Origin of the sequence: Azonexus sp. R2A61 (genome assembly GCF_021401135.1) — a bacterium.
In the GTDB taxonomy this organism is placed as follows: Bacteria; Pseudomonadota; Gammaproteobacteria; order Burkholderiales; family Rhodocyclaceae; genus Azonexus.
The window spans coordinates 239,256-264,984 of record NZ_JACBFO010000001.1; the positions used below are offsets into that span (position 1 = coordinate 239,256).

A 25,729-nucleotide genomic window follows, 5' to 3' on the forward strand; every position below is an offset into this window, starting at 1 on the left:
ATCCGTTCAATGACAGCGTCCGGTCTTCGCATCGACGATGACCGGCCAAAGATAATCGAAAGCCTGGCCTTCGCAGGACTTCTGGCAACTGTTGAAGGCGATCGTCACTTCCTTGCCCTGCTCCCACATGCGCACCGTGCAGTCGTGCATCTGCTTGTGCCGCAGGAAGGCCTGCGGGAGTTTCGCTTCCTGCGTGAAATCGGCCAGATTGAAGTGGCAGGCGCCGTGTCCCTTGATATTGATCTGGGCGTCGAAAGTCTTCACTTCGGCTTCCTTGACCAGCAGGTTCAGACGGGTTGCCGTGCCGACCGCATCACGACTGCTGCAACGCGACTTGACGTTGAGCGGCCGCGTCGGCTGCGGTTTTAGGTTGCGGTTGGCGAGGTATTTCAAGGTCGAATTCTTGAATTTCGGCGTCTCTTCCTTAGCCGTCGGCGCTTCCGTCGGCGCGGTCGCTGACGGGGCATCCGGTGCTTTCGGGGTTTCGGCGCAGGCGGCCAGCCCGATCACGGCCAATGCCAGCCAGCGCCGCCACATCCTCAATCCAGGCCGACCGGCCGGCGCTGATGCCAGTCGGTCGCCAGCTGGTAGCGATGCGCCACGTCGAGCAGACGCGCTTCGTCGAAATAGTTGCCGATCAGCTGCATGCCGACCGGCAGACCGTCGGCAAAGCCGCAAGGCAGCGACATGCCGGGCAGGCCGGCGAGATTGACGGCGATGGTGTAGATGTCCGACAGATACATCTGCACCGGATCGGCCGCCTTTTCGCCCAGCCGGAATGCGGTCGACGGCGACGTCGGCCCGAGAATGACGTCGCAGGACTTGAAGGCCTCGACGAAATCGTTGGCGATCAAGCGACGGATGCGCTGTGCCTGCAGGTAATAGGCATCGTAGTAACCGTGCGACAGCACATAGGCACCGATCAGGATGCGGCGCTTGACCTCGGCACCGAACCCCTGGGCGCGGGTCTTCATGTACATGTCGTCGAGGTTGCCGTAGTCCGGCGCGCGATAGCCGTAGCGGACGCCGTCGAAACGCGACAGGTTGGAGCTGGCCTCCGCCGGCGCGATGACGTAATACGCCGGCACCGACAAATGCGAGTTGGGCAGCGAGACTTCCACGGTCGACGCGCCCAGACGGCGATATTCGGCAATCGCTTCCTGCACCGCGGCCATCACCGAAGCGTCGCAGCCTTCGCCGAAGAACTCTTTCGGCAGGCCGATGCGCAGACCGGCCAGCGGCTGCTCGGCCGACGGCTGATCGAGCAGACGGGCATAGTTTTCGACCGGCCGGTCGAGCGACGTCGAATCGCGTTCGTCGAAGCCGACCATGGTGTTCAGCAGCAGCGCGCAGTCTTCGGCCGAAACGGCCATCGGACCGGCCTGATCGAGCGAGGACGCAAACGCGATCATGCCGTAACGCGAAATCACGCCGTAAGTCGGCTTCAGACCGGTCAGGTTGCACAACGCCGCCGGCTGGCGGATCGAACCGCCAGTGTCGGTACCGGTTGCCGCCGGCGCCAGGCGCGCCGCCACCGCGGCCGCCGAACCGCCCGACGAACCGCCCGGCACGCGGGTGAAGTCCCACGGATTCTTGACCGGACCGAAGTACGAGGTCTCATTCGACGAGCCCATCGCGAACTCGTCCATGTTGGTCTTGCCCAGCGAAACCAGGCCGGCCTGCCGGTGCATCTTGTCGATCACCGTGGCGTCGTAGGGCGACACGAAATTGGCCAGCATCTTCGAGCCGCAGGTCGTCGTCCAGCCCTCGGCGCAGAAGATGTCCTTCTGGGCGATCGGCACGCCGGTCAGCGGGCCGGCCGTGCCGGCAGCGATCCGCGCATCGGCCTCGGCGGCCATTTTCAGCGTCTTCTCGCGGTCGACCGTGACAAAGGCATTGATTTCGGGATTCAGGCGCTCGATGCGCTCGAGGAACAGCGTGCTCAGCTCGACGCTGGAAACTTCCTTGGCCGCCAGGGCCTGCGACAGTTGCTTGAGTGTCTTGGCGATCATTCGATCACCTTCGGCACCAGATAGAGGCCGGCTTCGGTCTCGGGTGCGACCGACTGATAGGCGGTACGCCGATCGGGCTCGCTGACCACATCGTCGCGCAGGCGCTGGCTGAGGTCCTGCGCGTGGGCCATCGGCTCGACGCCGGCCGTATCGACGGCCTGCATCTGCTCGATCAATTGGAAGATACCGTTGAGGTGCGCCTGGGTGGTCTGCGCCTCCGATTCGCTGACCTCGATGCGGGCCAGATGGGCGATTCGCCGAACCTGTTCTAATGTGAGCGACATGGGCTTGAAAAAGACTTTTTGCAGCGCACAAAGTCTTAAAATCGAAAGCGTTGTAAGGTATCATAAAAGCTTTATCTACCGCATCCCCCAGCGCGGAGCACAGCAGATGTTCGGATTCCTCTCCAAGTATTTTTCCAACGACCTCGCCATCGACCTCGGCACGGCCAACACGCTGATTTACGTACGCGGCCGCTCGATCGTCCTCGATGAGCCGTCGGTCGTTGCGATCCGCCTCGAAGGCGGCCCCAACGCCAAGAAAACCATCCAGGCCGTCGGCCGCGAAGCCAAGGAAATGCTCGGCAAGGCACCGGGCAGCATCACCGTCATCCGGCCGATGAAGGATGGCGTGATCGCCGACTTCACGGTCACCGAGCAGATGCTCAAGCAGTTCATCAAGAAGGTGCACGACTCCAAGCTGTTCAGCCCGAGCCCGCGCATCATCATCTGCGTCCCCTCCGGCTCGACCCAGGTCGAACGCCGCGCCATCCGCGAATCGGCGCTGGGCGCCGGCGCCAGTCAGGTTTACCTGATCGAGGAACCGATGGCCGCGGCCATCGGTGCCGGCCTGCCGGTAGCCGACGCAACCGGCTCGATGGTCGTCGACATCGGCGGCGGCACGACGGAAGTCGGCGTCATCTCGCTGGGCGGCATGGTCTATGCCGGCTCGGTCCGCGTCGGCGGCGACAAGCTCGACGAGGCGATCATCAACTACATCAGCCGCAACTACGGCATGATGATCGGCGAGAACACCGCCGAAAACATCAAGAAGACCATCGGTTCCGCCTTCCCGGGCGCCGAAGTGATGGAAATGGAAGTCTCCGGCATCAACAAGGCCGAAGGCATCCCGCGCAAGTTCACGATCTCGTCGAACGAGATTCTCGAGGCGCTGACCGACCCGCTCAACCAGATCGTTTCCGCCGTCAAGTCGGCGCTGGAAAAGACGCCGCCCGAACTCGGTGCCGACATCGCCGAAAAGGGCATGGTGCTGACCGGCGGCGGCGCGCTGCTGCGCGACCTCGATCGTCTGCTGATGGAAGAAACCGGCCTGCCGGTGATCGTCGCCGACGAACCGCTGACCTGCGTCGCCCGCGGCTGCGGCATGGCGCTGGAGAAGATGGACAAGCTCGGCAGCATTTTTGCCTCCGACTGACGGTTGACCGCAGCAGACTGACGCGATGGCCGGCATCGACCACGCTCCGCCACCGTTCTTCAAACGAGGGCCAGCACCGCTGGCCCTTCTGACTTTCTACGTCGCAATTTCGCTGGCGCTGTTCGTCGTCGACCTGCGCTTCCGCAGCCTCGACCTGTTCCGCCAGACGCTCAGCCTGTTCGTCGACCCGGTCCAGCGCGTCGCCCAGACGCCGGGCAGCCTGGTCGATTACGCTGCGGCCTACCTGCACGGTCTGCAGGAGATGCAAGCCGACAACACCCGGCTCAAGCAGGCGCAGTTGACCACCGCACCGAACCTGCAGCGACTGGAACATCTGGAAAGCGAAAACGAACGGCTGCGCAAGCTGCTCGACATGCGCGATCGCCAGAAAGCCAAGGGACAGGTGGCGCAGATCATGTACACCGCGCGCGACCCCTTCGTCCGTCGTATCGTCATCGACAAGGGCCAGCAGGCAGGCATCATCGCCGGCCAGCCGGCGATCGACGAAGGCGGCATCGTCGGCCAGGTGACCCGCGTCTTCCCGTTCTCGGCGGAGATCACGCTGATCACCGACAAGGATCAATCGGTGCCGGTACAACTGGTACGCAGCGGCCAGCGCTCGGTCGTCTTCGGCCTGGGCAACGGCCAGCTCGAACTGCGCTACATCCCGGCCAACGCCGACGTCAAGGAAGGCGACCTGCTCGTCACCTCCGGCCTGGACGGTCTCTACCTGCCGGGCTTCCCGGTGGCCAAGGTGGTCAGCATCGAACGCGAGAACTCCTATTCCTTCGCCCGCATCCGCTGCGAGCCGATCGCCGCGGTCGAGAATTTCGGCGAGGTGATGATTCTCGCCCCGCGCGCCGAACAACTGCCGAGACCGCCGGAATCCGACGGTCGCCGCAGCAATACCGGCGCACCGAGCCGGGAAGCGGCCAAGTAAATGCAACCGACCTTTTCCTCCTCGCGCATCCTGCTGCCGGTCCGGCCCTGGTTCATCATCCTGAGCCTGTTCGTCGCGCTGCTGATGAACTTCCTGCCGACCAGCCACTGGCCCGGCATCCCGGACTGGGCCGCCCTGGTCCTGTGCTTCTGGAGCATCCGCGAATCGCGGCGCGTCGGCATGGGCTGGGCCTTCGTGCTCGGTCTGGCGATGGATGTCGCCGACGGCGCGGTGCTCGGTCAGCACTGCTTCGCCTACATCCTGCTCGCCTATGCCGCCGCCGCCCAGTCACGACGCATCCTGTGGTTCCCGATCGGCCAGCAGGCACTGCAGATTCTGCCGCTGCTGATCGGCTGCCAGGTCATCCAGCTGACCATGCGCCTGATGACCGGCGCCGATTTTCCCGGCTGGGGATTCCTGATCGGCCCCTTCATCGCTGCCTTCCTGTGGATTCCGGCCACCTTCCTGCTGCTCCTGCCGCAATACCAGCCGGTCGAGCGCGACGAGAACCGGCCGCTCTGAACGCCCGCCGATGAGCGATTTCTACCAGAACGAACAGGATATCGACCGCTTCCGCAACCGCACGCTGCTGGCCGGCGTGCTGGTGCTGTTGTGCTTCCTCGTCCTGTTTGCGCGTTTCGTCTATCTGCAGATCCTGCAATACGACTATTACACGACCCGCGCCGAAAGCAATCGCATCTCGCTGGTGCCGATCATGCCCAACCGCGGCAATATCATCGATCGCAACGGCGTCGTGCTGGCCCGAAACTACTCGGCGTTCACGCTCGAAATCACGCCCGCCAAGACGATGGGCCTCGAGGAAACGATCGACGGGCTGGCCGAGATCGTCGAAATCGAACTCAAGGACAGGCGACGCTTCAAGCGCCTGCTGGAGGAATCGAAGAACTTCGAATCGATCCCGATCCGCACCCGTCTCAGCGACGAGGAAGTCGCCCGTTTCGCGGCCCATCGCTACCGATTCCCCGGTGTCGAGATCAAGGCCCGGCTGTTCCGGCAATATCCGGAAAACACCCTGGCCGCCCATGCCATCGGCTACATCAGCCGGATCAACACCAAGGACAAGGAAAACATCGAGACCGACGGCCAGGCCGCGAACTACAAAGGCACCGAGCAGATCGGCAAGGTCGGCCTGGAAGCGCATTACGAATACGAACTGCACGGCACCGCCGGTTACGAGCAGGTCGAGGTCGATGCCGGCGGCCGCGCCGTACGCATTCTGTCGCAGACCGCACCGACGCCCGGCAACAATCTCCAGCTGACGCTCGACGCGACGCTGCAGCGTGTCGCCGAACAGGCTTTCGGCGGCCGCCGCGGATCGCTGACCGCCATCGACCCGAATACCGGCGCGGTCTTGGCGCTGGTTTCCTCGCCGGCCTTCGACCCCAACCTGTTCGTCGACGGCATCCGTTTCGACGACTGGGACGAACTGAACAACCATGCCGACAAGCCGCTGCTCAACCGGGCGATCTACAGCACCTACCCGCCCGGCTCGACCTTCAAGCCGCTGATGGCGCTCGGTGCACTGACCACCGGCAAGCGCACCGCCGCGCAGACGATCGCCGATCCCGGCTACTTCAATTTCGGCAACCGCCGATTCATGGATGACAAGGTCGGTGGCCACGGCATGGTGGACATGAACAAATCCATCGTCGTCTCCTGCAACACCTATTACTACATGCTGGCCAACGACATGGGCATCGATACCATTGCCCGCTTCATGGGCGACCTCGGCCTGGGTCGCAAGACCGAGATCGACATTCCGGGCGAAGCCACCGGCATCCTGCCGTCACCCGAATGGAAACAGCGCCGTTTCAAGCGTCCCGAACAACGCAAGTGGTATTCCGGCGAAACCATCTCGGTCGGCATCGGCCAGGGCTACAACGCCTATTCGACGCTGCAGATGGCCCACGCGCTGTCCAATGTGGTGAGTTACGGCAGGGTCTTCCGGCCGCATCTGGTGCATTCGATCACCAATCCGACCACCGGTGAAGTGCGCCTGGTGGAGGCACAGCCGATCCGCCAGATCGCCCTGAAGCCCGAGCATGTGGACTTCATCAAGCGGGCAATGGCCGGCGTCGTCAAGGAAGGTACCGGCTCGCGCGCCTTTGCCGGAGCCCCTTACGAATCCGGCGGCAAGACCGGCACGGCCCAGGTGTTCAGTCTGAAAAGCGGCCAGAAATATGTCGCCGGCGCGCTCAAGGAAAAACTTCGCGATCACTCCTGGTATGTCGCCTTCGCCCCGGTCGATCAGCCGAAGATCGTGCTCGCCGTGATGGTCGAGAACGGTGGCTTCGGGGCCCAGTCGGCGGCGCCGATCGCCCGTCAGGTGTTCGATTATTACCTGACCGGCAAGGTCCCCGGCGGCCCGGCACCGGAAACCGAGAACGTGGAAGGCGACGCCGGCGCAGTCATCGAGGAGGAGGACGGTCATGAAGGCCATTAAACGGCTCCTGCTCAATCTGTTCAGCCATCTCGACCTGCCCTTGCTGGCCATCGTCCTGGCGCTGATGGGCATCGGCCTGCTCACCGTCTATTCGGCGACATCCAGCGACGGCTTCGACAAACTCGACAAGCAGATCATCAACATGGCAGTCTCCTTCGTGGTGATGCTTGCCGTGGCGCGGACTCCGCCGCAGACGCTGATGCGCTTCGCCGTGCCGCTGTATGTGACCGGCGTCGTGCTGCTGGTCGGCGTTGCGCTGTTCGGCGTCGTGGTCAACGGATCGCGCCGCTGGCTGTCGCTCGGCTTCACGCGCATCCAGCCCTCCGAACTGATGAAGATCGCCATGCCGCTGATGCTGGCCTGGTATTTCCATAAATACGAGTCGGCACTGAAGGCCCGGCACTTCCTGATCGCCTCGGCGATCCTGATGATCCCCATCCTGCTTGTTCTGAAGCAGCCCGACCTGGGCACCTCGCTGCTGATCGGCGCCTCCGGCTTTTTCGTGATTTTCCTGGCCGGCCTGCCATGGAAGGTCATCATCGGCATGGGCGCTGCTGCCGGTGCGGCCTTGCCTTTCGCCTGGACCATGCTGCACGATTACCAGCGGCGGCGCGTGCTGACCTTGCTCGACCCCACCTCGGACCCGCTCGGCGCCGGCTATCACATCATCCAGTCGACGATCGCCATCGGCTCCGGCGGCGGACTGGGCAAGGGCTGGCTGAACGGAACGCAGACCCACCTGGAATTCATCCCCGAGAAGCACACCGACTTCATCTTCGCCGTCTTTTCGGAAGAATGGGGATTGCTCGGCAACGGCATCCTGCTGGTGCTGTTCACGCTGCTGATCGGGCGCGGGCTAGCCATCGCCGCCGCCGCGCCGACCCTGTTTTCGCGTCTGCTGGCCGGTGCGCTGACGCTGGTTTTCTTCATCTACGCCTTCGTCAACATGGGCATGGTTTCCGGCATCCTGCCCGTGGTCGGCGTACCGCTGCCCTTCGTCAGCTACGGCGGCACGGCGCTGGTCACGCTGATGGTCGGCATCGGCGTGCTGATGAGCATCCACACCCACCGCATGCTGGTCAAGAAATGAAACGTCTCGTCCCCGCCCTGTCGCTGCTGCTGCTCGCCGCCTGCGGCACCACCCCCGAATACGACACTCCGACCAGAAAACCCGATGTTGCGGTCAACAAGCCGGCACCGGCAAAAACCCGGCCGGCGATCAAGGGCGGCGGTTACTACAAGGACGACGGCCCGGCCGACGACATTCCGGAAAACCTCGAACTGACGCCGGACGCCGAACCGCGCTGGGAGCCACTGCACAAACCGGCGCTGCGCCCCTACGAAGTGTTCGGCAAGCGCTACGTGCCGAACACCAGCGTCTCGCCGTACAAGGCGCGGGGCATCGCCAGCTGGTACGGCCGCAAGTTCCACGGCCAGAAGACGTCAATCGGCGAACCCTACGACATGTTCGCGATGACCGCCGCCCACCCGACACTGGCGCTGCCGTCCTATGTCCGCGTCACCCATCTGCAGAACGGGCGCAGCGTTGTCGTCCGCGTCATCGACCGCGGCCCGTTCCACGCCGACCGTATCATCGACCTGTCCTATACCGCCGCCTACAAGCTGGGGCTGATCCAGGGCGGCAGCGGTCAGGTCGAAGTCGAGGCGATCCTGCCCGGCGAGGCAACGGCCATCGCCTCAGCCCAACCCGTGCCGCCCCCGGCCAGGACGCTCCCCCCGCCACCGCCGCCGGTCGTCGAAAAAGCCTTGCCTGCCGGGGTCTACCTGCAGTTGGGGGCATTTTCCAATGCCGACAACGCCGACAATTTCCGGCTGCACATCACGCGCGAACTGGACTGGCTGAACGAACCGGTGCATCTGCTCAAGGCCGGCGAACTGCATCGCCTGCAGGTCGGACCCTATCCCACCCGCCTGGCCGCCGAAACCGTCGTCGAGCGCATCCGCGCCAGTCTAGGCGTCAAGCCGTCGATCGTGATCCGCTGAGCGGAGCCGCTCACCCGGCGACGCCGACCGTCGCCACGACGACGTTGCCGGCGCCCCGGTATTCGAGACGGCTGAAGCTGGTCATCCTGGCCATGGCGATACCGCGCCCGTTCGGGTCGAATGCCCGCTCGGGATCGAATTCCAGGAACTTCTGCCACGCAAATCCGGCACCCTCGTCGGCAATCGTGAATTCGATCCGGTCGCCGTGCCGCTCAACCCGCACCGAGGCCATGCGCCCCTTGAACTGCGGCAGTTCGGCGCGGCGCCGGATTTCCGCCTCCCAGTCGCCCTCCCACTTGAGCAGGGCCTTTTCGCGGTAGGTGATGCCGAGATTGCCGTGCTCGACGGCATTGACCATCAGATCGGACAAGCCGGGCGCCACCCGGCCCGGCTCCGGACACAGGTCGGCCAGCACCGGAACCAGGCGGCTGACATCGTCGAGCGTGGCGAAACGGTACTCGGCAGCGGTCAGCAGACGCTGCGCCTCCTCGAAACGCGAGGCCTGCGAACGCAGCGTCAGCCGGCCCTGGCGGTCGGCCAGCGCACCGCGGACGATGGAAATCAGCGCCTCGGGCGCATAAGGCTTGGTCAGATAGTAGTAAGCGCCGGCTTCCAGCCCCTCACGCACCTGGTCGGGCGAGGAAGCCGCAGTCTGCATGATCACCGGGATTTCGGCGAAACGCTGCTCGCGCTTGATCCGGCGCAGCAGTTCGAGGCCATCGAGCCCCGGCATCAGGCGGTCAAGGATGACCAGCGCGAAATCCGCCGTTTCGTCCTGCAGCCGATCCCACGCGGCGAGCGGATCGCTGTAGGTCTCGAGGGTGACGTTCTCTTCCTCGAGGAAATTCTCGATCAGCAACAGGTTGAGCGGTTCGTCATCGACGACGAGGACACGCTGACTGGACATGCCGGACTCCGGAAGCGAAGCGGGGAGAACGCATGCTAGCACGGCAACCGGCTTTGACAAGGATCAATGGCAAGCGGCGACGGCTGGCTATACTGCCCGATTCAGCTTTTCGACGCGAATCATGTCTTCCCTGCCCGATCTCGTCTGCCCGGCCGGCAGCCTGCCGGCCCTCAAGGCGGCCGTCGACAACGGTGCCGACACCGTCTACCTCGGTTTCAAGAACGATACCAACGCCCGCAATTTCGCCGGTCTGAACTTCGATGCAAAGACCATGGCCGAAGGCATCCGTTACGCCCACGGCAAAGGCCGCGAAGTGCTGATGGCGATCAACACCTTCCCGCAGGCCGGCCGCGTCGACCATTGGCGACATGCCGTCGACAACGCCGTCGACCTCGGCGTGGACGCCATCATCCTGGCCGATGTCGGGCTGCTCGACTATGCCCGCAACAAGCACCCGCAGCAGCGTCTGCACCTGTCGGTGCAGGGCTCGGCCACCAGCTACGAGGCGATCAATTTCTGCCAGCGCGAATTCGACATCCGCCGCGCGGTACTGCCGCGGGTGCTCACGCTGGCCCAGGTCGAAAACGTGATCCGCAACACCACGGTCGAAATCGAGGTGTTCGGCTTCGGCAGCCTGTGCGTGATGAACGAAGGCCGGTGCTGGCTGTCGTCCTACGCCTGCGGCGAATCGCCGAATACCGTCGGCGCCTGCTCGCCGGCCAAGTACGTCAAATGGGACAAGCAGCCCGGGGCCATGGAAACGCGGCTCAACGGCATCCTGATCGACCGCTTCGCCGACGACGAACCGGCCGGCTATCCGACGCTGTGCAAGGGCCGCTTCGACGTGCAGGGCGAAACCTATTACGCGCTCGAGGAACCGACCAGCCTGAACGTGCTGGAAATCCTGCCGGAGATCATCCGGATCGGCGTCCGGGCGATCAAGATCGAAGGCCGCCAGCGCAGCCCGGCCTACGTCACGCAGGTCACCCGAACCCTGCGCGCGGCGCTCGACAGCTTGCGCGACGGCGCCGGCCGCTATCAGGTCAAACCGGGCTGGCAGGCCGAGCTGGCCAAGGTCTCGGAAGGCAGCCAGGCCACGCTGGGCGCCTACAACCGGCCATGGAGATAAACCCGTGAAACTGTCGCTCGGACCCCTGCTGTTCTTCTGGCCGAAGGCCGAAGTGCTCGAATTCTATGCCGGCATCGCCGAGAATCCGGCCATCGACACCGTTTATGTCGGCGAAGTCGTCTGCTCGCGCCGCCAGCAACTGCGCACTACCGACTGGATCGGCCTGGCGCGCGACCTGCGCGACGCCGGCAAGGAAGTCGTCGTTTCGGCGCAGGCGCTGCTCGAATCGGAAAGCGACCTGAAGGCATTGCGCCGGCTGGTGGACGATGCCGGCTGCCAGGTCGAAGCCAACGACCTTGGCGCGGTCAACCTGGTCGCCGGCAAGAATTTCGTCGCCGGACCGCACCTGAACATCTACAACGAGGCGACGCTGGCTAGCTTCGCCCGCTACGGCATGCGCCGCTGGGTGCCGCCGCTGGAAGCGCCGCGCACGCTGATCGAAGCGCTGCACCGCAGCCGGCCGGCCGGCGTCGAAACCGAAGTCTTCGCCTTCGGCAAGCTGCCGCTGGCCTTCTCGGCACGCTGTTTCACCGCGCGTCACTACGAACTGAACAAGGACGACTGCCAGTTCCGTTGCCTCGACCATCCCGAGGGGCTGACGCTGAAAACGCGCGAAGGCCAGGATTTCCTGTGCATCAACGGCATCCAGACCATGTCGGCGCAAACCTACTGTCTGCTCGATGCGATGCCCGAACTGCTGGCGCTGGAGATCGACGCCGTGCGTCTGAGCCCGCAACAGGACGGCATGACCGACATCATCGCCGCCTTCGACGCGGCGAGAAATCGCCGGATTCCTGCGGTCGACCGCAGCCTTTGGGCCAAAAACGGCCTCGTTGACGGCTACTGGCATGGCGATGCCGGCATCGCGCAACACCTGATTCCTTCCTGACCGGAGCCCGCCATGAGCGCCTTCCAGATTCCGAAATTCCGCCTGCCCGCCTTCGTCGCGACGATCGGCAGCCGCCTGCCGCAATGGCCGCACTCGCTGCACATGGCAGCGGCACTGAACCTCGTGCTGAAGCTCAAATTGCTGCCGGAAGACACGTTGACCGCACTGGAAGACAAGCTGTTCCGCGTGCACGTCCGCGACACCGGCGGCATCGCCCACTACACCTATCGCGACGGTTTGTTCCGCCCGGTCTTCCAGCCGGCGCGCGAACCGGACCTGGCCTTTGCCGCCAACCTGTCGGCCTACCTGCAGCTGCTCACCCGCCAGGAAGACCCGGACACGCTGTTCTTCAACCGCGAACTGGAAATCACCGGCGACACGGAACTGGGCCTGATCGTCAAGAACATGCTCGACGCCATCGAGTTCTCACAGCTCCGTCCGCGCCTGCCCGGGCTGCCGCTGGCCGGCCACTGATTTTTCCCGGTTTCTGCGGTCGACCGCAGAAACCGGGCAGAAATGCCGGACTCAGCGGGCCGGCGCACTCTCGGCGACGAAGATCTCGACCCGGCGGTTCTTCGCCCGGCCGGCCGCCGTCGTGTTGTCGGCCAGCGGTTCGTGCGAGCCGCGACCGTCGATGCTCATCCGGCTCATCGCCACACCGCGCGAACTCAGGTAATCGCGCGTCGCCGCGGCGCGATTGACCGACAACGGATTGTTGACCGCATCCGAACCGGTACTGTCGGTATGCCCGACAACGGTCACCCGCGTCACCGCATGCTGGTTCAGCGTCGTCGCGATCTGGTCGAGCACCGGCCGCATCGCCGGCTTGATGTCGTAGCGGCCGGTATCGAAGGAAACGTCGCTCGGAATGTCCAGCTTCAACTGGTTGTCGGCCGTCTGGCTGACTTCGATGCCGGAACCGCGCGTCGCCTGCTCCATCGCCGCGCGCTGTTCCTGCATGCGCTTGGACCACAGATAGGTCCCGCCGCCGCCGATCGCCGCGCCGGCCACCGCACCGATCGCCACGCCCTTGCCGCGATCCGAGCGGCTCGACGTGGCGGCGCCGATCAAGGCACCGGCCACCGCACCGATGGCGGCACCGGTCGAGGTGTCGCGCTGGGTTTCGTCCATGTTCGCGCAACCGCTGACGGCCAGACTGACGGCGGTCAGCGCGATGATCGTATGACGCATGTTCTCTCTCCTGATTTCCGATGGTCGCTTCGCCCGCAAACCGACGAAGCACAACGCAAAAGGGGGCCGGTCGGCCCCCTGTATTCACCGACCCGGATTGCGGTCAGTCCTTCTTCTGGGCATCCAGACGGAATTTGACATACGAACCCGGCGCCGGTTCGATGACCTTCAGCGCACCGGCCTCGGGCTTGCGCGCCGCTACCTTGGCGGAACCGCCCGGCAACGCGGTCACCCACTGGTGCCAGTGCGTCCACCAGGAACCGGCGTTCTGCGTGGCACCGGCCAGGAAATCATCCGGGCTTTCCGGCAAGTTGCCGTCGGTCGCATCGTTGGTCCAGTAACCGTACTTGTTGGCGGCCGGCGGATTGACGATACCGGCGATGTGGCCGGAACCGCCGAGCACGAACTTGGTCTTGCCGGTCGGCAGGCGGGCGCCGATGTAGGTGCTCTTCCACGGCGCGATGTGGTCTTCGATGGTCGAGATGAAGTAGCACGGCGTCTTGACCTTGGTGATGTCGATCTTGACGCCGCCCAGCGTCACGCCGCCCGGATCCTTCAGCTTGTTCTCGAGGTACATGTTGCGCAGGTAGAAGCTGTGCATCGCCTTCGGCATGCGCGTCGAGTCGGAGTTCCAGTAGAGCAGGTCGAACGGGAACGGATCCTTGCCCATCAGGTAGTTGTTGACCACGAAGGACCAGATCAGGTCGTTGGCGCGCAGCATGTTGAAGGTGCCGGCCATTTCCGAGCCTTCGAGGAAACCGCGCTTCTCCATCTTCTTCTCGAGCCCCTCGATCGTGCCTTCGTCGAGGAAGACCGACAGTTCGCCCGGATCGGAGAAATCGAGCATGGTCGTGAAGAAGGTTGCCGAATTGACGCGCTTGTCCTTCTTGGCGGCCATGTAGGCCAGCGTGGACATGGTCAGGGTGCCGCCGATGCAGTAAGCCGCCAGGTTGACCGAATCCTCGCCGGTCTGCGTACAGACCTGGGTGATCGCTTCGAGTGTGCCCTTGAGCATGTAGTCCTCGAAGCTGATGTCGGCCATCTTCTCGTCCGGGTTGACCCAGGAGATGATGAAGGTGGTGTGCCCCTGATCGGTCGCCCACTTGACCATCGAGTTCTTGTCGCGCAGATCGAGGATGTAATACTTGTTGATCCACGGCGGCACGATCAGGAAGGGCTTCTTGTACTGTTCCGGCGTCGTCGGATCGTACTGGATCAGCTGGAACAGTTCGTTCTGGTAAACCACCTTGCCCGGCGTCGTGGCGACATTCTTGCCCATCTCGAAGGCCGTGGTGTCGGTCATCCGGATACGCAGCTGACCATCGTCGGTCATGTCGTTGAGCAGGTTGTTCAAGCCCTTGATCAGGTTCTGGCCGTGGCTCTTGACCGTCTCGCGGAAGACTTCCGGGTTGGTCAGCGCAAAGTTCGACGGCGACAGCGCATCGATGTACTGACGCGTGAAGAAATTGACCTTCTGCTGGGTCGACTCGTCCAGGCCGTCGGTCCCGGCAACCGTGTCATGGATGTGACGGGCGGCGATCAGGTAGGACTGCTTGACGAAGTCGAACAGGAAATGCTGCTCCCAATCCTCGTCCTTGAAGCGCTTGTCGCCCTTCTGCGGCACGGCGACCGGCTCGGCGCCGGGCATCCCGAGCATCTTCATCATCGAGCCCTGCCACAGCGAGAAGTAATCCCACATCATGTTCATCTGGGCCTGGGCCAGCTTGTAGGGATTGGCCATCAGGCGGGCCGACAGGTCCATGAAGGCCTTGGCCACCCCCATCTCGTCGGACGGCGTCTCGACGCCGTCCTTGGCCTTCTTCTCCATGAACTGGGTGATGATGCGCGAAGCGCGCTGGGCGACCTCGGCATAGGTCTTGGCCATTTCGGCCGGATTGGGCAGATGGACGCCCGGTTCTTCGGTTTGCTGCGACATTTTTGAAACTCCCTCTCTGTCAGTGCGCGGCGGGTTTGCTCGACAACCGCGAATAGCGAATGATGCCGTCACCGTCGACCGTTTTCGACAGTCGACCGGCGTGTTCCAGATAGTTCAGATGAGCAATCGCTTCACCCATCGCGAACATGGTTTGGTGTGTATCGAGCGCCCGACCGAACAACACGTCGAGCAACCCGGCCGCGCTCTGTGGCGCTTGATCACAGCTATTCTCCAGCGCATGCAATCGTTCTTCGTGGTGCGCATGCAATGCACCCACCCGTGCCTGCACGCCATGAAAGGGCAGGCCGTGTGAAGGTAACACCAGCGTCTGTTCCGGAATTTCGCGAGCCATGTCGTCGAGCGACTCGAGATACCAGCGCAAGGCATCGGCATCCGGCGTCGCGGCAAAAACACTGACGTTCGTCGAAATCTTTGGCAGCAGCATGTCGCCAGAAATTAACACGCCCTGTTCGGCACAGTAAAGCGCCATATGCTCCGGCGAATGGCCATGGCCGATCAATATTCGCCAGACCTTGCCGTCGACCGCAAGAAGGTCGCCCTGCTTGAGTCGGTGGTAGTACGTCGGCAACCCCGGGACGCTGCGTCGGTAACCCGACCCGCGGGTCGCGAACTTGGCCAGCAGTTCCTCGCCCAGGCCATGCTGGCGGAACTGCTCGACCATGTAGCGGGCACCGTGACCGCCGACCTCGTTCCACACCGCATGCGCGGTGAGGAATTCGCCGCAGGTCATCCACAGCGCGGCCCCGGTTTCCGCCAGCAGCCAGTCGGCCAGCCCCAAGTGATCGGGATGGAAGTGCGTGACCACCAGGCGCGTCACCGGCCCGTCGAGCGATTGCAGGATGCTGCGCCAGGTTTCGCGTACGCCGTCGTCCGGAAACCCCGTATCGACGATGCACCAGCCATTGCCGTCGCGCAGCAGCCAGAGGTTGATGTGGTTGAGCTGGAACGGCAACGGCATGCGCAGCCAGAAGATGCCCGGCGCGACTTCGCGCAGTTCGCCGGCGGCCGGAACTTCCGGAAAGGGGTAATGCAGGGACATGATTTTCCGATGTAAGGGACGAGAACCAAATTACCACATGGCCGCAGATTGAAAAAAGCCCGGCCTTCTGCTTAACTCGGCGCCCATGTCAGACGACGTTCAAAGCCCGCCCGCCGCCACCTTCGGCATTTCCGACCTCGCCCGCGAATTCGGCATCACGCCGCGGACGATCCGCTTCTGGGAAGACCAGGGCATCCTGGCGCCGCAGCGCGAGGGGCAAAAACGCATCTTCGCCCGGCGCGACCGCGCCCGCTTGAAGATGGCCCTGCGCGGCAAGCGGTTGGGGCTGACGCTGGCCGAGATCAAGGATCTGATCGACATGTACGGCTCGACCGCCGACGAAACACCCCAGCTGCAGCAATGCCTGCGCCTGATGGCCAAGCGGCGTCAGGTCCTGCAGCAACAGCGCGAGGACATCGAGGCGATGCTGGCGGAACTCGATCAGTTCGAACGGCAATGCCGGGAAATCCTGACCCGCCGCGACGCCGGTCACGACCACCGCTGAACCGCCGTCAATCCAGGCCCGACGGATCGGCACGCAGGATCAGGCGAGCCAGTTCGGCGGCACTGCCGGTGTCGGTCTTTTCCATGATGTGCTGACGATGCACATGGACGGTGTTCTCGCTGATCCCCAGATCGCGTGCCACTTCCTTGTTGGCCAACCCGAGTGCGACCTGTTTCGCCACCTCGCTCTCCCGCGGCGACAGGCGGGCCAGCAGTTCGCGGGCCCCCTGGCAGCGTCGGCTGGCCTGGTGGCGCTCGCAGCTCAGCTGGATCGCACGCTCAACGGCATCCAGCATCTGCTGGTCCTTGAACGGTTTCTGCAAAAAATCGACGGCGCCTTCCTTCATCGCCTGCACCGCCAGGTCGACATCGCCATGGCCGGTCATGAACAGCACCGGAAACAGCGATTGTGCGGCCTTCAGGCGGCGCTGCAGTTCGAGTCCGGAAAGGCGCGGCATGCGGATGTCCAGCACCAGGCAACCACCGGCGGCCGGCAGTTCCGGCGCGGCCTCGAGAAAGGCTTCGGCCGACGCATGGCCGACCGCCTGCCAGCCCATCGATTCGAGCAGGAAGACCAGCGAACGGCGAAACGGCGCCTCATCGTCGACGACATGGATGACCGGCGTGGCGGTAGCGGCTTGCATCATGGAGCGGAATCCGGGGAAATGACCGGATTATCCTGCCAGGACAGCGAGAAGCGGAAGCTCAGACCGGGACCGGGTTGATTGGGCACTGCCTCCAGCGTGCCGCCGTGCGCCTCGACAATGGTCTTGCAGATCGACAGCCCAAGCCCCAGGCCTTCCGGCTTGGTCGTGAAAAAAGCTTCGAACAACTGCGCCTGCTGTTCGGGCCCGAGCCCCGGACCGCGATCGATGACTTCGATCCGGCAACGGCCGTCAACGGCGCTCAGCGCGATGACGATCGGCGCCTCGATACCGGCGTCGCGCTGCGCGTCACAGGCATTCTTCAGCAGATTGAGCAGAACCTGCTGGATCTGCCGGGGATCGACGCGCACCGCACCGGCATCGGCCGGCAGGCGGTCGTCCAGTTGCAGCGCCGGAACCTGCGGCAGGATGCCGGCGAACAATGCGACCGCCTCGCGGACCAGGGCGACCGGCTGGCAACTTTCCCGGACATGCGCACGCTTGCGCGCAAACGAGCGGATACCGGCCAGAATGCCGGCCGCCCGTTCGGATTCCTGAGCGATTTCCTCGGCCGCCTGGTGCACCGCCTCCGGCGACAGGTTGCCACGCGCCTGACGCCGGATCAGGCTACGTGCGTAATTGCCGATGGCGGCCAACGGCTGGTTCAGCTCGTGGGCCAGCGTGCCGGCAAGTTCGCCGAGAATGGACAGCCGCGACAGGTGATCCATCTGCTGCTGGTGAGTACGCACGCGCAGTTCCAGACGCTCGCGCTCCTGCAGTGCCGACGACAGTTCGCGGGTTCGCCGGTGGACCAGATGCTCGACGCGGACCGTATATAACAGCCAGACGATCAATAAGCCGAACAGGATGGCGACCCCGGGCCAGTAACGGCGCGCCAGCGACTCCCAGGCCGTTTCCCGCAGGAAGGCGTAGGGGCCGATTTCCAGCTCGCGCAGCATCTGGTGCACCGGATGGTAGTCGGCCGGCACGCTCCAGCTCTGGCCGTCGCTGTCCGGCGGCAGGCTGAGCAGCGCAAACAGGACTTCCCGCGACAGCTCCGGCGGCGTCGTGCGTGTCGCAGCAAACGCCCAGCCGGGGTAACGGGCCGACGAAATCCGGCAATCGTCGGCGCTGGCCTGCGCCGACAGCACACGAAAGCGGCCCGCCGGAACGCTGCCCTGACGTTCCAGTTGTTCGAGCAGGCATGCCCGCACGACCCCCGCATCGGCCTGGCCGGCGGCGACCGTTTCGAGCACGCGGAACATCGGAAAACCGGTGAATTTCGGCTCGACGTCGCCCGCTTCCGGATCGACGCCGAGTCGCTTCAGTTCAGCCCAGACGATCTGATAACCGCCGAAAGCGTCGGGCGACACCGCCGCCAGCGAACGTCCCTTCAGATCCTGCAGGGTCTGCAGTTCCTGCCGCCCGGCCAGCACCACGACGGCGGAACCGACGACATGGGCCGGATTGCGCTCGCTTACCGATACCTGGGTGGCAATCCGGGTAATGCCGTGACGCGCTTCGAGGGCCACGTAATGCCCGGGATTGGTGACCACGAAGTCCAGCTCGCCGCGGCCGATCGCCTCCGACATCTGGCCGAGGTCCATGTGCCGGGCGATCAGACGATGCTGCGGCAGTTGCGCCTGCAAGGCCGCGACGAAAGGTGCCCACTGGATTTCCGCCTCGCTGGCATCGAGCCAGGCCAGTACACCGATGCGCAGATCGGCCGCCGACACCGTTCCGGTCAGCAGACCGAACAGCGCAGCCAGCAGCACGCGACGAAGACAGCGGAAATCGGACATCGGGCGATTCTACTTGGCCGTCCGCCATGCCGACAGCCGAAAATCCGGACAGGTTGACGTTTACGTAAACGTCAATAAAATTCCCGGCTGTTCAGTCGTCCCGCAGGAGACCGCCCTGGAAATATCCGCGCCCGGTGCAACCGCTTCATCCCTTGACGGTTCACCCGCCTTGCCGCAATGCAGCAAAGGTAGAATGGCAAGTTGCCGTCGGCCTTGCCCGGCAAACCGATAACATCCCCCGCCGATCCCCGGACGGGAGAATCGTTCCAGGAGCCTGCAGCACATGAACGTCTCGCTTCGTACCCTCACCGCCGCCGATACCGAGGCCCTCGAACAGGTCCGCCAGTATTTTCGCAACTACGCGGCCTGGCTCGGCGTCGACCTGTCGTACCAGAACTTCGATCAGGAAATGGCCTCGCTGCCGGGTGCCTACTCCGCGCCGCAGGGTCGACTCTTTTTTGCCGAAGTGGCCGGTCGACCGGCGGGATGCGTCGGCGTCCGCCCGCTGCCCGGCAGCGACGGCGTCTGTGAACTCAAGCGGCTCTACGTCACCCCCGAGGAACGCGGCCACGGCGTTGGCGCACGGCTGGCCCTGGCGGCGATCAAGGCGGCCAAGGAAATCGGCTATCGCAAGATCCTGCTCGACACCCTGCCGAACATGCGCATGGCGGTGAAGCTCTACCGCGAACTGGGCTTCAGCGAAGCGCCCAACTACTACCAGACGCCGGTCGAAGGCACCATGTTCATGGCGCTCGATCTCGACAACTGGTCGGAAGAGGAAATCCGCAACGAAAACCTCTCCCACCTGTTCGATTTCAACCGCGCCTGGGCACGCCAGATGCGCGAGGTCGACCCCGGCTACTTCGATCGTCTGGACAAGCTGCAAGCCCCCGAATTCCTGTGGATCGGCTGCTCCGACTCGCGGGTACCGGCCAACCAGATCGTCGGCCTGCTGCCGGGCGAGGTTTTCGTGCACCGCAACGTCGCCAACCTCGTGCTGCACACCGACCTGAACTGCCTGTCGGTGATCCAGTACGCCGTCGACGTGCTCAAGGTGAAACACATCATGGTCGTCGGCCACTACAACTGCGGCGGCGTCGGTGCCGCCTTGCAGAAGGCGCGCGTCGGCCTGGTCGATTTCTGGCTGCACAACGTGCAGCAGGTGCATGCCAAGCATGCCGAGCATGTCGACAGCCTGCCCGCCGAACAGCGTCACGACCGCCTGTGCGAACTCAACGTGCTCGAACAGGTGGTCAGCCTGTGCAACACACCGGTGGTCAAGGACGCCTGGCTGCGCGGCCAGAAGCTGACCATCCACGGCTGGATTTACGGCCTGAAGGACGGCCTGGTGCACGATCTCGGCATCACCGTCGACCACCCAGAAGAACTGACTTCCCGCTACGACGCGTCGTTACACGCGCTCGAATGCCGGGGCTGCTGATTCATCCTACCCTTTCGAGGAGCCTTGCCATGTCCGATCCGATCGTCATCGTTGCCGCCGCCCGTACTGCCATGGGAGCGTTCCAGGGCGGATTTTCCGCCCTGACCGCCGCCAACCTCGGCGCCGAAGCGATCCGCGCGGCCGTCGCCCGGGCCGGCATCGACGCCGAGCGGGTCGACGAAGTGCTGATGGGCTGCGTGCTGCAGGCCGGCCAGGGTCAGGCGCCGGCGCGTCAGGCGGCGCTGCAGGCCGGCATGCCGCTGTCGGCCGGCTGTGCGACGATCCACAAGGTCTGCGGTTCGGCGATGAAAGCGACCATGCTCGGTCACGACGGCCTGCTCGCAGGTTCCTGCAATATCGCCGTGACCGGCGGCATGGAATCGATGACCAACGCCCCCTACCTGCTGCCCAAGGCACGCGGCGGCTATCGCCTAGGCCACGGCCAGTTGCTCGACCACATGTTCCTCGACGGGCTGGAAGACGCCTATTCGAAGGAAAACCGCGGCCGGCTGATGGGCACCTTCGCCGAGGAATGCGCCGACGCCTACGGCTTCACCCGCGCCGCGCAGGACGAATTCGCCATCCGCTCGACGACCCGCGCGCAGACAGCCAGCAACGACGGCAGTTTCGCCTGGGAAATCGCGCCGGTGACCGTTGCCGGGCGCAAGGGGGAGGTGACGATCGCCCGCGACGAAGGGCCTTTTGCGGTCAACATCGAAAAAATCCCGACTTTGAAACCGGCCTTCCGCAAGGACGGCACGGTGACGCCGGCCAATTCGTCGTCGATCTCCGACGGCGCCGCGGCGCTGGTACTGATGCGCGCCTCGCAGGCGGAAAAGCTCGGCCTGTCGCCGCTCGCCCGCATCCTGGCGCACACCACGCACGCCGGCGAACCGGCGCGCTTCCCGTCGGCGCCGGTCGGCGCGATGGAGAAATTGTTCGCAAAAACCGGGTGGACCGCAGAAAGCGTCGATCTCTACGAAATCAACGAAGCCTTCGCCGTGGTGACGATGGCGGCGATCCACGATCTCAAGCTCGATCCGGCGCGGGTCAACGTGCATGGCGGCGCCTGCGCGCTCGGCCATCCGATCGGCGCTTCCGGTACCCGCATCGTCGTCACGCTACTCGGCGCGCTGAGAAAGCACGGCTTGAAGCGCGGCGTCGCCAGCCTGTGCATCGGCGGCGGCGAAGCGACCGCACTGGCCGTGGAAATGTTCTGACTTGGCCGCGTCGCGCCGACTGACCTATCTCAAGCTGGTGGTCGCCATGGCCATGTGGGGCGGCACCTGGATCGCCGGCCGGATCATCGCCCAGGAACTGTCGGCGCCGCTGGCCGTCGCCGCGCTGCGGTTCGTGCTGGCCGGGCTGGTCGTCGGCGGCGCCCTGATGCTCGGCGAAGGCCGCCTGCCCTGGCCGGAAACCCGAGGCGACTGGGGACTGGTGTGGGGCCTCGGCTTTTTCGGCATCTTCCTCTACGGCCTGTGCTTCTTCTTTGGCCTGCAGCACATCGCCGCCGGCCGCGGCGCGCTGGTCGTCGCCCTCAACCCGGTAGTCATCGTGCTGCTCGCCTGGCTAACCGGTCGCGAGGCGATGAGTCCGCGCAAGGCGCTCGGCTGCCTGATCGCCACCGCCGGCTGCCTGACGGTGATCGGCAACGGCGATCCGCTGGCGCTGCTGCGCGGCACCATCGGCATCGGTGAATGGCTGATCCTCGGCTGCGTGCTGTCGTGGTCGGCCTACACCTTCATCGGCTGGCGGGCGACGCACCGCTTCTCGGCGCAGGCGACGACCTTCTACGCGTCGTTCAGCGGGGCCGTGCTGCTCGCGCTGGCCGCCATGATCCAGGGCGACATCGATCCTGCCGCCTGGTCCTGGCGCGTCTGGGCGAGCATGGTTTTCCTGGCGGTGTTCGGCACCGCCATCGCCTACACCTGGTTCACCGCCGCCGTGCATGCGCTGGGCGCCGGCCAGGCGTCGGTTTTCATCAATCTGGTGCCGGTGTTCGCCGTGCTGCAGGCAGCCCTGCTGCTCGACGAACGACTGGCGCCGAGCGTGCTCGGCGGCGGCCTGCTGGTCATCGCCGGCGTCTGGCTGACTACCCGAAAAAAGGAGACGAGATGATCCTCACCCAGGAACAGGAAATGATCCGCGACGCGCTGCGCGCCTTCGCCCAGGAGCAGATCGCGCCGTTCGCGGCGGAATGGGACAGGCACAGCACTTTCCCGCGCAGCGCGCTGCAGGGGCTGGCCGGCCTCGGCGTGCTCGGCCTGGTGGTGCCGGAGGAATGGGACGGCGCCGGCCTCGGCTACATCGAACTCGGGCTGGCACTGGAAGAAATCGCCGCCGCCGACGGCGCCACGTCGACCATCGTCAGCGTGCAGAACTCGCTGGCCTGCATGGTGCTGCTCAAATACGGCAGCGACGCGCTCAAGGAACAATGGCTGAAGCCGCTGGCCCGCGGCGAAAAGCTCGGCTGCTTCTGCCTGACCGAACCGCACGTCGGCTCCGACGCGGCGGCGATCACCACCAGCGCCCGCCGCGAAGGCGACGAATGGGTGCTCAACGGCGTCAAGCAGTTCATCACCACCGGCAAGGAAGGCGATGTCGCCATCGTTTTCGCCGTCACCGACAAGGCGGCCGGCAAGAAAGGCATCTCGACCTTCCTGGTGCCGACCGCAACCCCGGGCTACATCGTCGCCCGGCTGGAAGACAAGATCGGCCAGCATGCCTCCGATACCGCGCAGATCCTGTTCGACAACTGCCGCATTCCGGCCGGCAACCTGCTCGGCGGCGAAGGCGACGGCTACCGCATCGCGCTGTCCAACCTCGAAGGCGGCCGCATCGGCATCGCCGCCCAGTCGGTCGGCATGGCGCGCGCCGCGCTGGAAGCGGCGGTCCGTTACGCCCGGGAACGCACTTCCTTCGGCAAACCGCTGGCCGACCATCAGGCGGTCGCCTTCATGCTTGCCGACATGGCGACGCAGATCGACGTCGCCCGGCAGGCCGTCTGGCACGCCGCCGCGCTGCGCGACGCCGGCCGGCCGTGTCTGAAGGAAGCCTCGCAGGCCAAGCTGTTCGCCTCGCAGATGGCCGAGAAGGTCTGTTCCGACGCGATCCAGATCCACGGCGGTTACGGCGTCACCGCCGATTTCCCGGTCGAGCGCATCTACCGCGACGTGCGCGTCTGCCAGATCTACGAAGGCGCCTCGGAAATCCAGAAACTGGTGATCGCCCGCGCCGTGCTCGCCGATTGAGCGATACTTGCGGTCGACCGGAAAAAGCCGCATTTTTCCGGTCGACCGCAACCGCAGGAGGATTTCCACCATGGCCGAGCCGCTCGACTTCTATTTCGATTTCTCCAGCCCCTACAGCTACCTGCTGAGCGAGCGCATCGACGCGCTCGCCGCCCGCCACGACCGCCGCGTGCGCTGGCACCCGATCCTGCTCGGCATCGTCTTCAAGGCCAGCGGCAGCCAGCCGCTGACGCTGCAATACCCGCCCAAGGCCGAATACTCGAAGCACGACTTCGCCCGCTCGGCGCGCTATCTCGGCATCCCCTACCGCCATCCCGACCGCTTCCCGCTGCCCACCCAGCAGGCCGCCCGCGCCTACCTCTGGCTGCACGCCGCCGACTGCGCGCTGGCCCGCCGCTTCGCCCATGCCGCGTTCCGCGCGCTGTTCGTGGACAACCGCGACATTTCGCTGACCGCGACGGTGCTGGAAATTGCCGGCGATCTCGGTGTCGACCGCAATGCGCTCGCCGCCGCCCTCGACGCACCGGAGATCAAGGAAAAACTCCGCCTGTCGGTCGATGCCGCCATCGCCCGCGGTGTCTTCGGCGCGCCCTACGTGACGATCGACGGCGAAGCCTTCTTCGGCGCCGACCGCCTGCCGCAGATCGAACGCTGGCTGGAAACCGGCGGCTTCTGACATGAAGCGCCGGCTCGTCCTGCTGCTCGTCATCCTGGCCCTGGCTGCCTGGAGCATCGGCTTCGAGCCGGGCTGGGTGCAACAGCGCGACCTGCAGCTCAGCCCGGCGAACTGGACCGGCCAGCCGCTGCGCATCGCCATGGCCAGCGACCTGCACGTCGGCGCCCCGCACGCCGGCATCGACGCCCTGCGCCGGCTGGTCGACCGGATCAACGCCGCCCGCCCCGACCTGATCCTGCTGCCCGGCGATTTCGTCATCCAGGGGATTCCCGGCGGCGAAACGGTGGCCCCCGAACGCATCGCCGGCGAACTGGCGCGCCTGCAGGCGCCGCTCGGCGTCTTCGCCACGCTCGGCAACCACGACTGGTGGCACGGCGGCGGCGATGTCCGGCAAGCACTGGAAGACGCCGGCATCCGGGTGCTGGAGAACAGCGCCGTCGCATTGCCCACCACCGGCGACCGGCAACCGCTCTGGCTGGTCGGCATCGGCGACGACATGACCGGGCATGCCCAGCCGGCCACGGCTTTTACCAGCGTCCCTCCCGGCACAGCCAGTATCGTGATGATGCACGATCCGGCCAACGCCCCCGAACTGCCCGCCTCGACACTGGTCGCCTTCGCCGGCCACACGCATGGCGGCCAGGTCCGCCTGCCCTTCTTCGGCGCGCTGATCGTCCCCGGACGCTCGCCGCGCGCCCACGCCTACGGCTGGATTCCCGACGCACCGGCACCGACCTGGGTCAGTGCCGGCATCGGCACCAGCACCTTTCCCATCCGCTTCAACTGCCCGCCCGAGTTCGTGATCCTGCAGCTCGGCGGCAAGGAACCGACATGAAACGACTGTGCATCTTCTGCGGCTCGAACGCCGGCAATTCTCCGGTCTACCGCGCCGAAGCCGAAAAAATGGGCCGCCTGCTCGCCGCCCGCAACATCGAACTGGTTTACGGCGGCGGCAACGTCGGCCTGATGGGCGCGGTGGCCGATGCCTGCCTGGCGGCCGGCGGCAGCGTCATCGGCATCATTCCGGAAGCCCTGATGGGCAAGGAAGTGGCCGGCCGGCACGTCGACCATCGGGCGCTGACCCGCCTCGAAGTGGTCGATTCGATGCATACCCGCAAGGCGCGCATGGCCGAGCTGGCCGATGGCTTCATCGCCATGCCCGGCGGCTTCGGCACCTTCGAGGAATACTGCGAAATCCTGACCTGGGGCCAGCTCGGCTTTCACCAGAAACCGGTCGGCCTGCTCAATGTCGGCGGTTTCTACGATCCGTTGCTGGCGATGTTCGACCGTGCCGTCGGCGAAGGCTTCCTGCGCCCGCAGAACCGCGCGATGGCGCTCAGCGATGCCGATGGCGAACGCCTGCTGGCGGCCATGCTGGCCTATCGTGCCGAGCCGGTCAGCAAATGGCTGAAGGAAGAGCGCCAGCTCTGATCGTGCGCGCG

Annotated in this window: 26 protein-coding genes; 17 read left to right on the forward strand and 9 right to left on the reverse strand. The window is 65.0% G+C overall.

The features are described 5' to 3' along the window. Window positions 1-6 precede the first annotated feature (6 nt). From L0962_RS01190 to gatC, 3 genes are read right to left on the reverse strand one after another with little or no spacing between them, the layout of a single operon-like run. Window positions 7-537, reverse strand: coding sequence for a hypothetical protein (locus L0962_RS01190; RefSeq protein ID WP_234082635.1), 531 nt, complete (start codon window positions 535-537; stop codon window positions 7-9). A gap of 2 nt (window positions 538-539) precedes the next feature. Then, complete coding sequence (gene gatA / locus L0962_RS01195; protein ID WP_234082638.1) at window positions 540-2,012, reverse strand: Asp-tRNA(Asn)/Glu-tRNA(Gln) amidotransferase subunit GatA; 1,473 nt, start codon at window positions 2,010-2,012, stop codon at window positions 540-542. Continuing rightward, on the reverse strand, window positions 2,009-2,296 hold the full coding sequence (gene gatC, locus L0962_RS01200) for an Asp-tRNA(Asn)/Glu-tRNA(Gln) amidotransferase subunit GatC (protein WP_234082641.1): 288 nt from the start codon (window positions 2,294-2,296) through the stop codon (window positions 2,009-2,011). The genes gatA and gatC overlap by 4 nt, the downstream gene beginning before the upstream one ends. Window positions 2,297-2,402: 106 nt before the next feature. On the opposite strand from gatC, the gene L0962_RS01205 reads away from it, so the two are divergent. From L0962_RS01205 to L0962_RS01230, 6 genes are read left to right on the forward strand one after another with little or no spacing between them, the layout of a single operon-like run. Further along, a complete protein-coding gene (locus L0962_RS01205; RefSeq protein WP_234082645.1) occupies window positions 2,403-3,446 on the forward strand; it encodes a rod shape-determining protein in 1,044 nt (347 codons plus the stop codon). A gap of 25 nt (window positions 3,447-3,471) precedes the next feature. After that, window positions 3,472-4,386 carry a rod shape-determining protein MreC gene (gene mreC, locus L0962_RS01210; RefSeq protein ID WP_234082658.1) on the forward strand — a complete coding sequence of 305 codons (915 nt, stop codon included), beginning with the start codon at window positions 3,472-3,474 and terminating at the stop codon, window positions 4,384-4,386. Beyond that, the gene (mreD, locus tag L0962_RS01215; RefSeq protein WP_234082662.1) at window positions 4,387-4,908 is read left to right on the forward strand and encodes a rod shape-determining protein MreD; all 522 of its coding nucleotides are present in this window, start codon (window positions 4,387-4,389) and stop codon (window positions 4,906-4,908) included. 10 nt (window positions 4,909-4,918) lie between these two features. After that, on the forward strand, window positions 4,919-6,850 hold the full coding sequence (mrdA, locus tag L0962_RS01220) for a penicillin-binding protein 2 (RefSeq protein WP_234082675.1): 1,932 nt from the start codon (window positions 4,919-4,921) through the stop codon (window positions 6,848-6,850). Further along, window positions 6,837-7,940 (forward strand): rod shape-determining protein RodA, encoded by a 1,104-nt coding sequence (gene rodA, locus L0962_RS01225; RefSeq protein ID WP_234082679.1) that lies wholly within the window; start codon window positions 6,837-6,839, stop codon window positions 7,938-7,940. The genes mrdA and rodA overlap by 14 nt, the downstream gene beginning before the upstream one ends. Beyond that, window positions 7,937-8,854 (forward strand): septal ring lytic transglycosylase RlpA family protein, encoded by a 918-nt coding sequence (locus L0962_RS01230; protein WP_234082682.1) that lies wholly within the window; start codon window positions 7,937-7,939, stop codon window positions 8,852-8,854. The genes rodA and L0962_RS01230 overlap by 4 nt, the downstream gene beginning before the upstream one ends. A 10-nt stretch (window positions 8,855-8,864) precedes the next feature. Here the strand turns inward: L0962_RS01230 and L0962_RS01235 are convergent, their stop codons facing one another. Further along, a complete protein-coding gene (locus L0962_RS01235; RefSeq protein ID WP_234082686.1) occupies window positions 8,865-9,761 on the reverse strand; it encodes a response regulator in 897 nt (298 codons plus the stop codon). 121 nt (window positions 9,762-9,882) lie between these two features. Between L0962_RS01235 and L0962_RS01240 the strand changes: the two genes are divergently transcribed. Genes L0962_RS01240 through L0962_RS01250 form a run of 3 tightly spaced genes read left to right on the forward strand, consistent with a single transcriptional unit; the run spans window position 9,883 to window position 12,253 of the window. Continuing rightward, entirely contained in the window at window positions 9,883-10,890 is a 1,008-nt protein-coding gene (locus L0962_RS01240) for a peptidase U32 family protein (protein WP_234082689.1), read from the forward strand. A 4-nt stretch (window positions 10,891-10,894) separates the two neighbouring features. Next, window positions 10,895-11,779: a U32 family peptidase gene (locus L0962_RS01245; RefSeq protein ID WP_234082692.1), complete on the forward strand. Its 885-nt coding sequence runs from the start codon at window positions 10,895-10,897 to the stop codon at window positions 11,777-11,779. Between the two features lie 12 nt (window positions 11,780-11,791). Next, window positions 11,792-12,253 (forward strand): SCP2 domain-containing protein, encoded by a 462-nt coding sequence (locus L0962_RS01250; protein ID WP_234082696.1) that lies wholly within the window; start codon window positions 11,792-11,794, stop codon window positions 12,251-12,253. A gap of 51 nt (window positions 12,254-12,304) precedes the next feature. Here the strand turns inward: L0962_RS01250 and L0962_RS01255 are convergent, their stop codons facing one another. From L0962_RS01255 to L0962_RS01265, 3 genes are all read right to left on the reverse strand, one after another. Continuing rightward, window positions 12,305-12,970 carry an OmpA family protein gene (locus tag L0962_RS01255; RefSeq protein ID WP_234082706.1) on the reverse strand — a complete coding sequence of 222 codons (666 nt, stop codon included), beginning with the start codon at window positions 12,968-12,970 and terminating at the stop codon, window positions 12,305-12,307. A 103-nt stretch (window positions 12,971-13,073) separates the two neighbouring features. Beyond that, window positions 13,074-14,906: an alpha/beta hydrolase gene (locus L0962_RS01260; protein WP_234082710.1), complete on the reverse strand. Its 1,833-nt coding sequence runs from the start codon at window positions 14,904-14,906 to the stop codon at window positions 13,074-13,076. A 19-nt stretch (window positions 14,907-14,925) separates the two neighbouring features. Beyond that, window positions 14,926-15,966: an MBL fold metallo-hydrolase gene (locus L0962_RS01265; RefSeq protein WP_234082713.1), complete on the reverse strand. Its 1,041-nt coding sequence runs from the start codon at window positions 15,964-15,966 to the stop codon at window positions 14,926-14,928. 85 nt (window positions 15,967-16,051) lie between these two features. On the opposite strand from L0962_RS01265, the gene L0962_RS01270 reads away from it, so the two are divergent. Continuing rightward, complete coding sequence (locus L0962_RS01270) at window positions 16,052-16,471, forward strand: MerR family DNA-binding transcriptional regulator (protein ID WP_234082716.1); 420 nt, start codon at window positions 16,052-16,054, stop codon at window positions 16,469-16,471. 7 nt (window positions 16,472-16,478) lie between these two features. Here L0962_RS01270 and L0962_RS01275 read toward each other — a convergent pair whose 3' ends face one another. Beyond that, window positions 16,479-17,114: a response regulator transcription factor gene (locus L0962_RS01275; RefSeq protein ID WP_234085029.1), complete on the reverse strand. Its 636-nt coding sequence runs from the start codon at window positions 17,112-17,114 to the stop codon at window positions 16,479-16,481. Next, complete coding sequence (locus L0962_RS01280; RefSeq protein ID WP_234082720.1) at window positions 17,114-18,916, reverse strand: sensor histidine kinase; 1,803 nt, start codon at window positions 18,914-18,916, stop codon at window positions 17,114-17,116. The genes L0962_RS01275 and L0962_RS01280 overlap by 1 nt, the downstream gene beginning before the upstream one ends. 283 nt (window positions 18,917-19,199) lie before the next feature. On the opposite strand from L0962_RS01280, the gene can reads away from it, so the two are divergent. The 7 genes from can to L0962_RS01315 all read left to right on the forward strand — a co-directional run bounded on the left by can (window position 19,200) and on the right by L0962_RS01315 (window position 25,718). Beyond that, a complete protein-coding gene (gene can / locus L0962_RS01285; RefSeq protein ID WP_234082723.1) occupies window positions 19,200-20,357 on the forward strand; it encodes a carbonate dehydratase in 1,158 nt (385 codons plus the stop codon). A gap of 29 nt (window positions 20,358-20,386) precedes the next feature. Then, window positions 20,387-21,577: an acetyl-CoA C-acyltransferase gene (locus L0962_RS01290; protein ID WP_234082726.1), complete on the forward strand. Its 1,191-nt coding sequence runs from the start codon at window positions 20,387-20,389 to the stop codon at window positions 21,575-21,577. 1 nt (window position 21,578) lies between these two features. Next, on the forward strand, window positions 21,579-22,478 hold the full coding sequence (locus L0962_RS01295; protein ID WP_234082730.1) for a DMT family transporter: 900 nt from the start codon (window positions 21,579-21,581) through the stop codon (window positions 22,476-22,478). Next, window positions 22,475-23,611, forward strand: coding sequence for an acyl-CoA dehydrogenase family protein (locus L0962_RS01300; protein WP_234082733.1), 1,137 nt, complete (start codon window positions 22,475-22,477; stop codon window positions 23,609-23,611). Before L0962_RS01295 ends, L0962_RS01300 begins: the two co-directional genes overlap by 4 nt. Before the next feature lie 70 nt (window positions 23,612-23,681). Further along, entirely contained in the window at window positions 23,682-24,287 is a 606-nt protein-coding gene (locus L0962_RS01305) for a 2-hydroxychromene-2-carboxylate isomerase (protein WP_234082736.1), read from the forward strand. A gap of 1 nt (window position 24,288) precedes the next feature. After that, window positions 24,289-25,122 carry a metallophosphoesterase gene (locus tag L0962_RS01310; protein WP_234082742.1) on the forward strand — a complete coding sequence of 278 codons (834 nt, stop codon included), beginning with the start codon at window positions 24,289-24,291 and terminating at the stop codon, window positions 25,120-25,122. Then, window positions 25,119-25,718 carry a TIGR00730 family Rossman fold protein gene (locus L0962_RS01315; protein ID WP_234082748.1) on the forward strand — a complete coding sequence of 200 codons (600 nt, stop codon included), beginning with the start codon at window positions 25,119-25,121 and terminating at the stop codon, window positions 25,716-25,718. The genes L0962_RS01310 and L0962_RS01315 overlap by 4 nt, the downstream gene beginning before the upstream one ends. The last annotated feature ends 11 nt before the right edge of the window (window positions 25,719-25,729 follow it).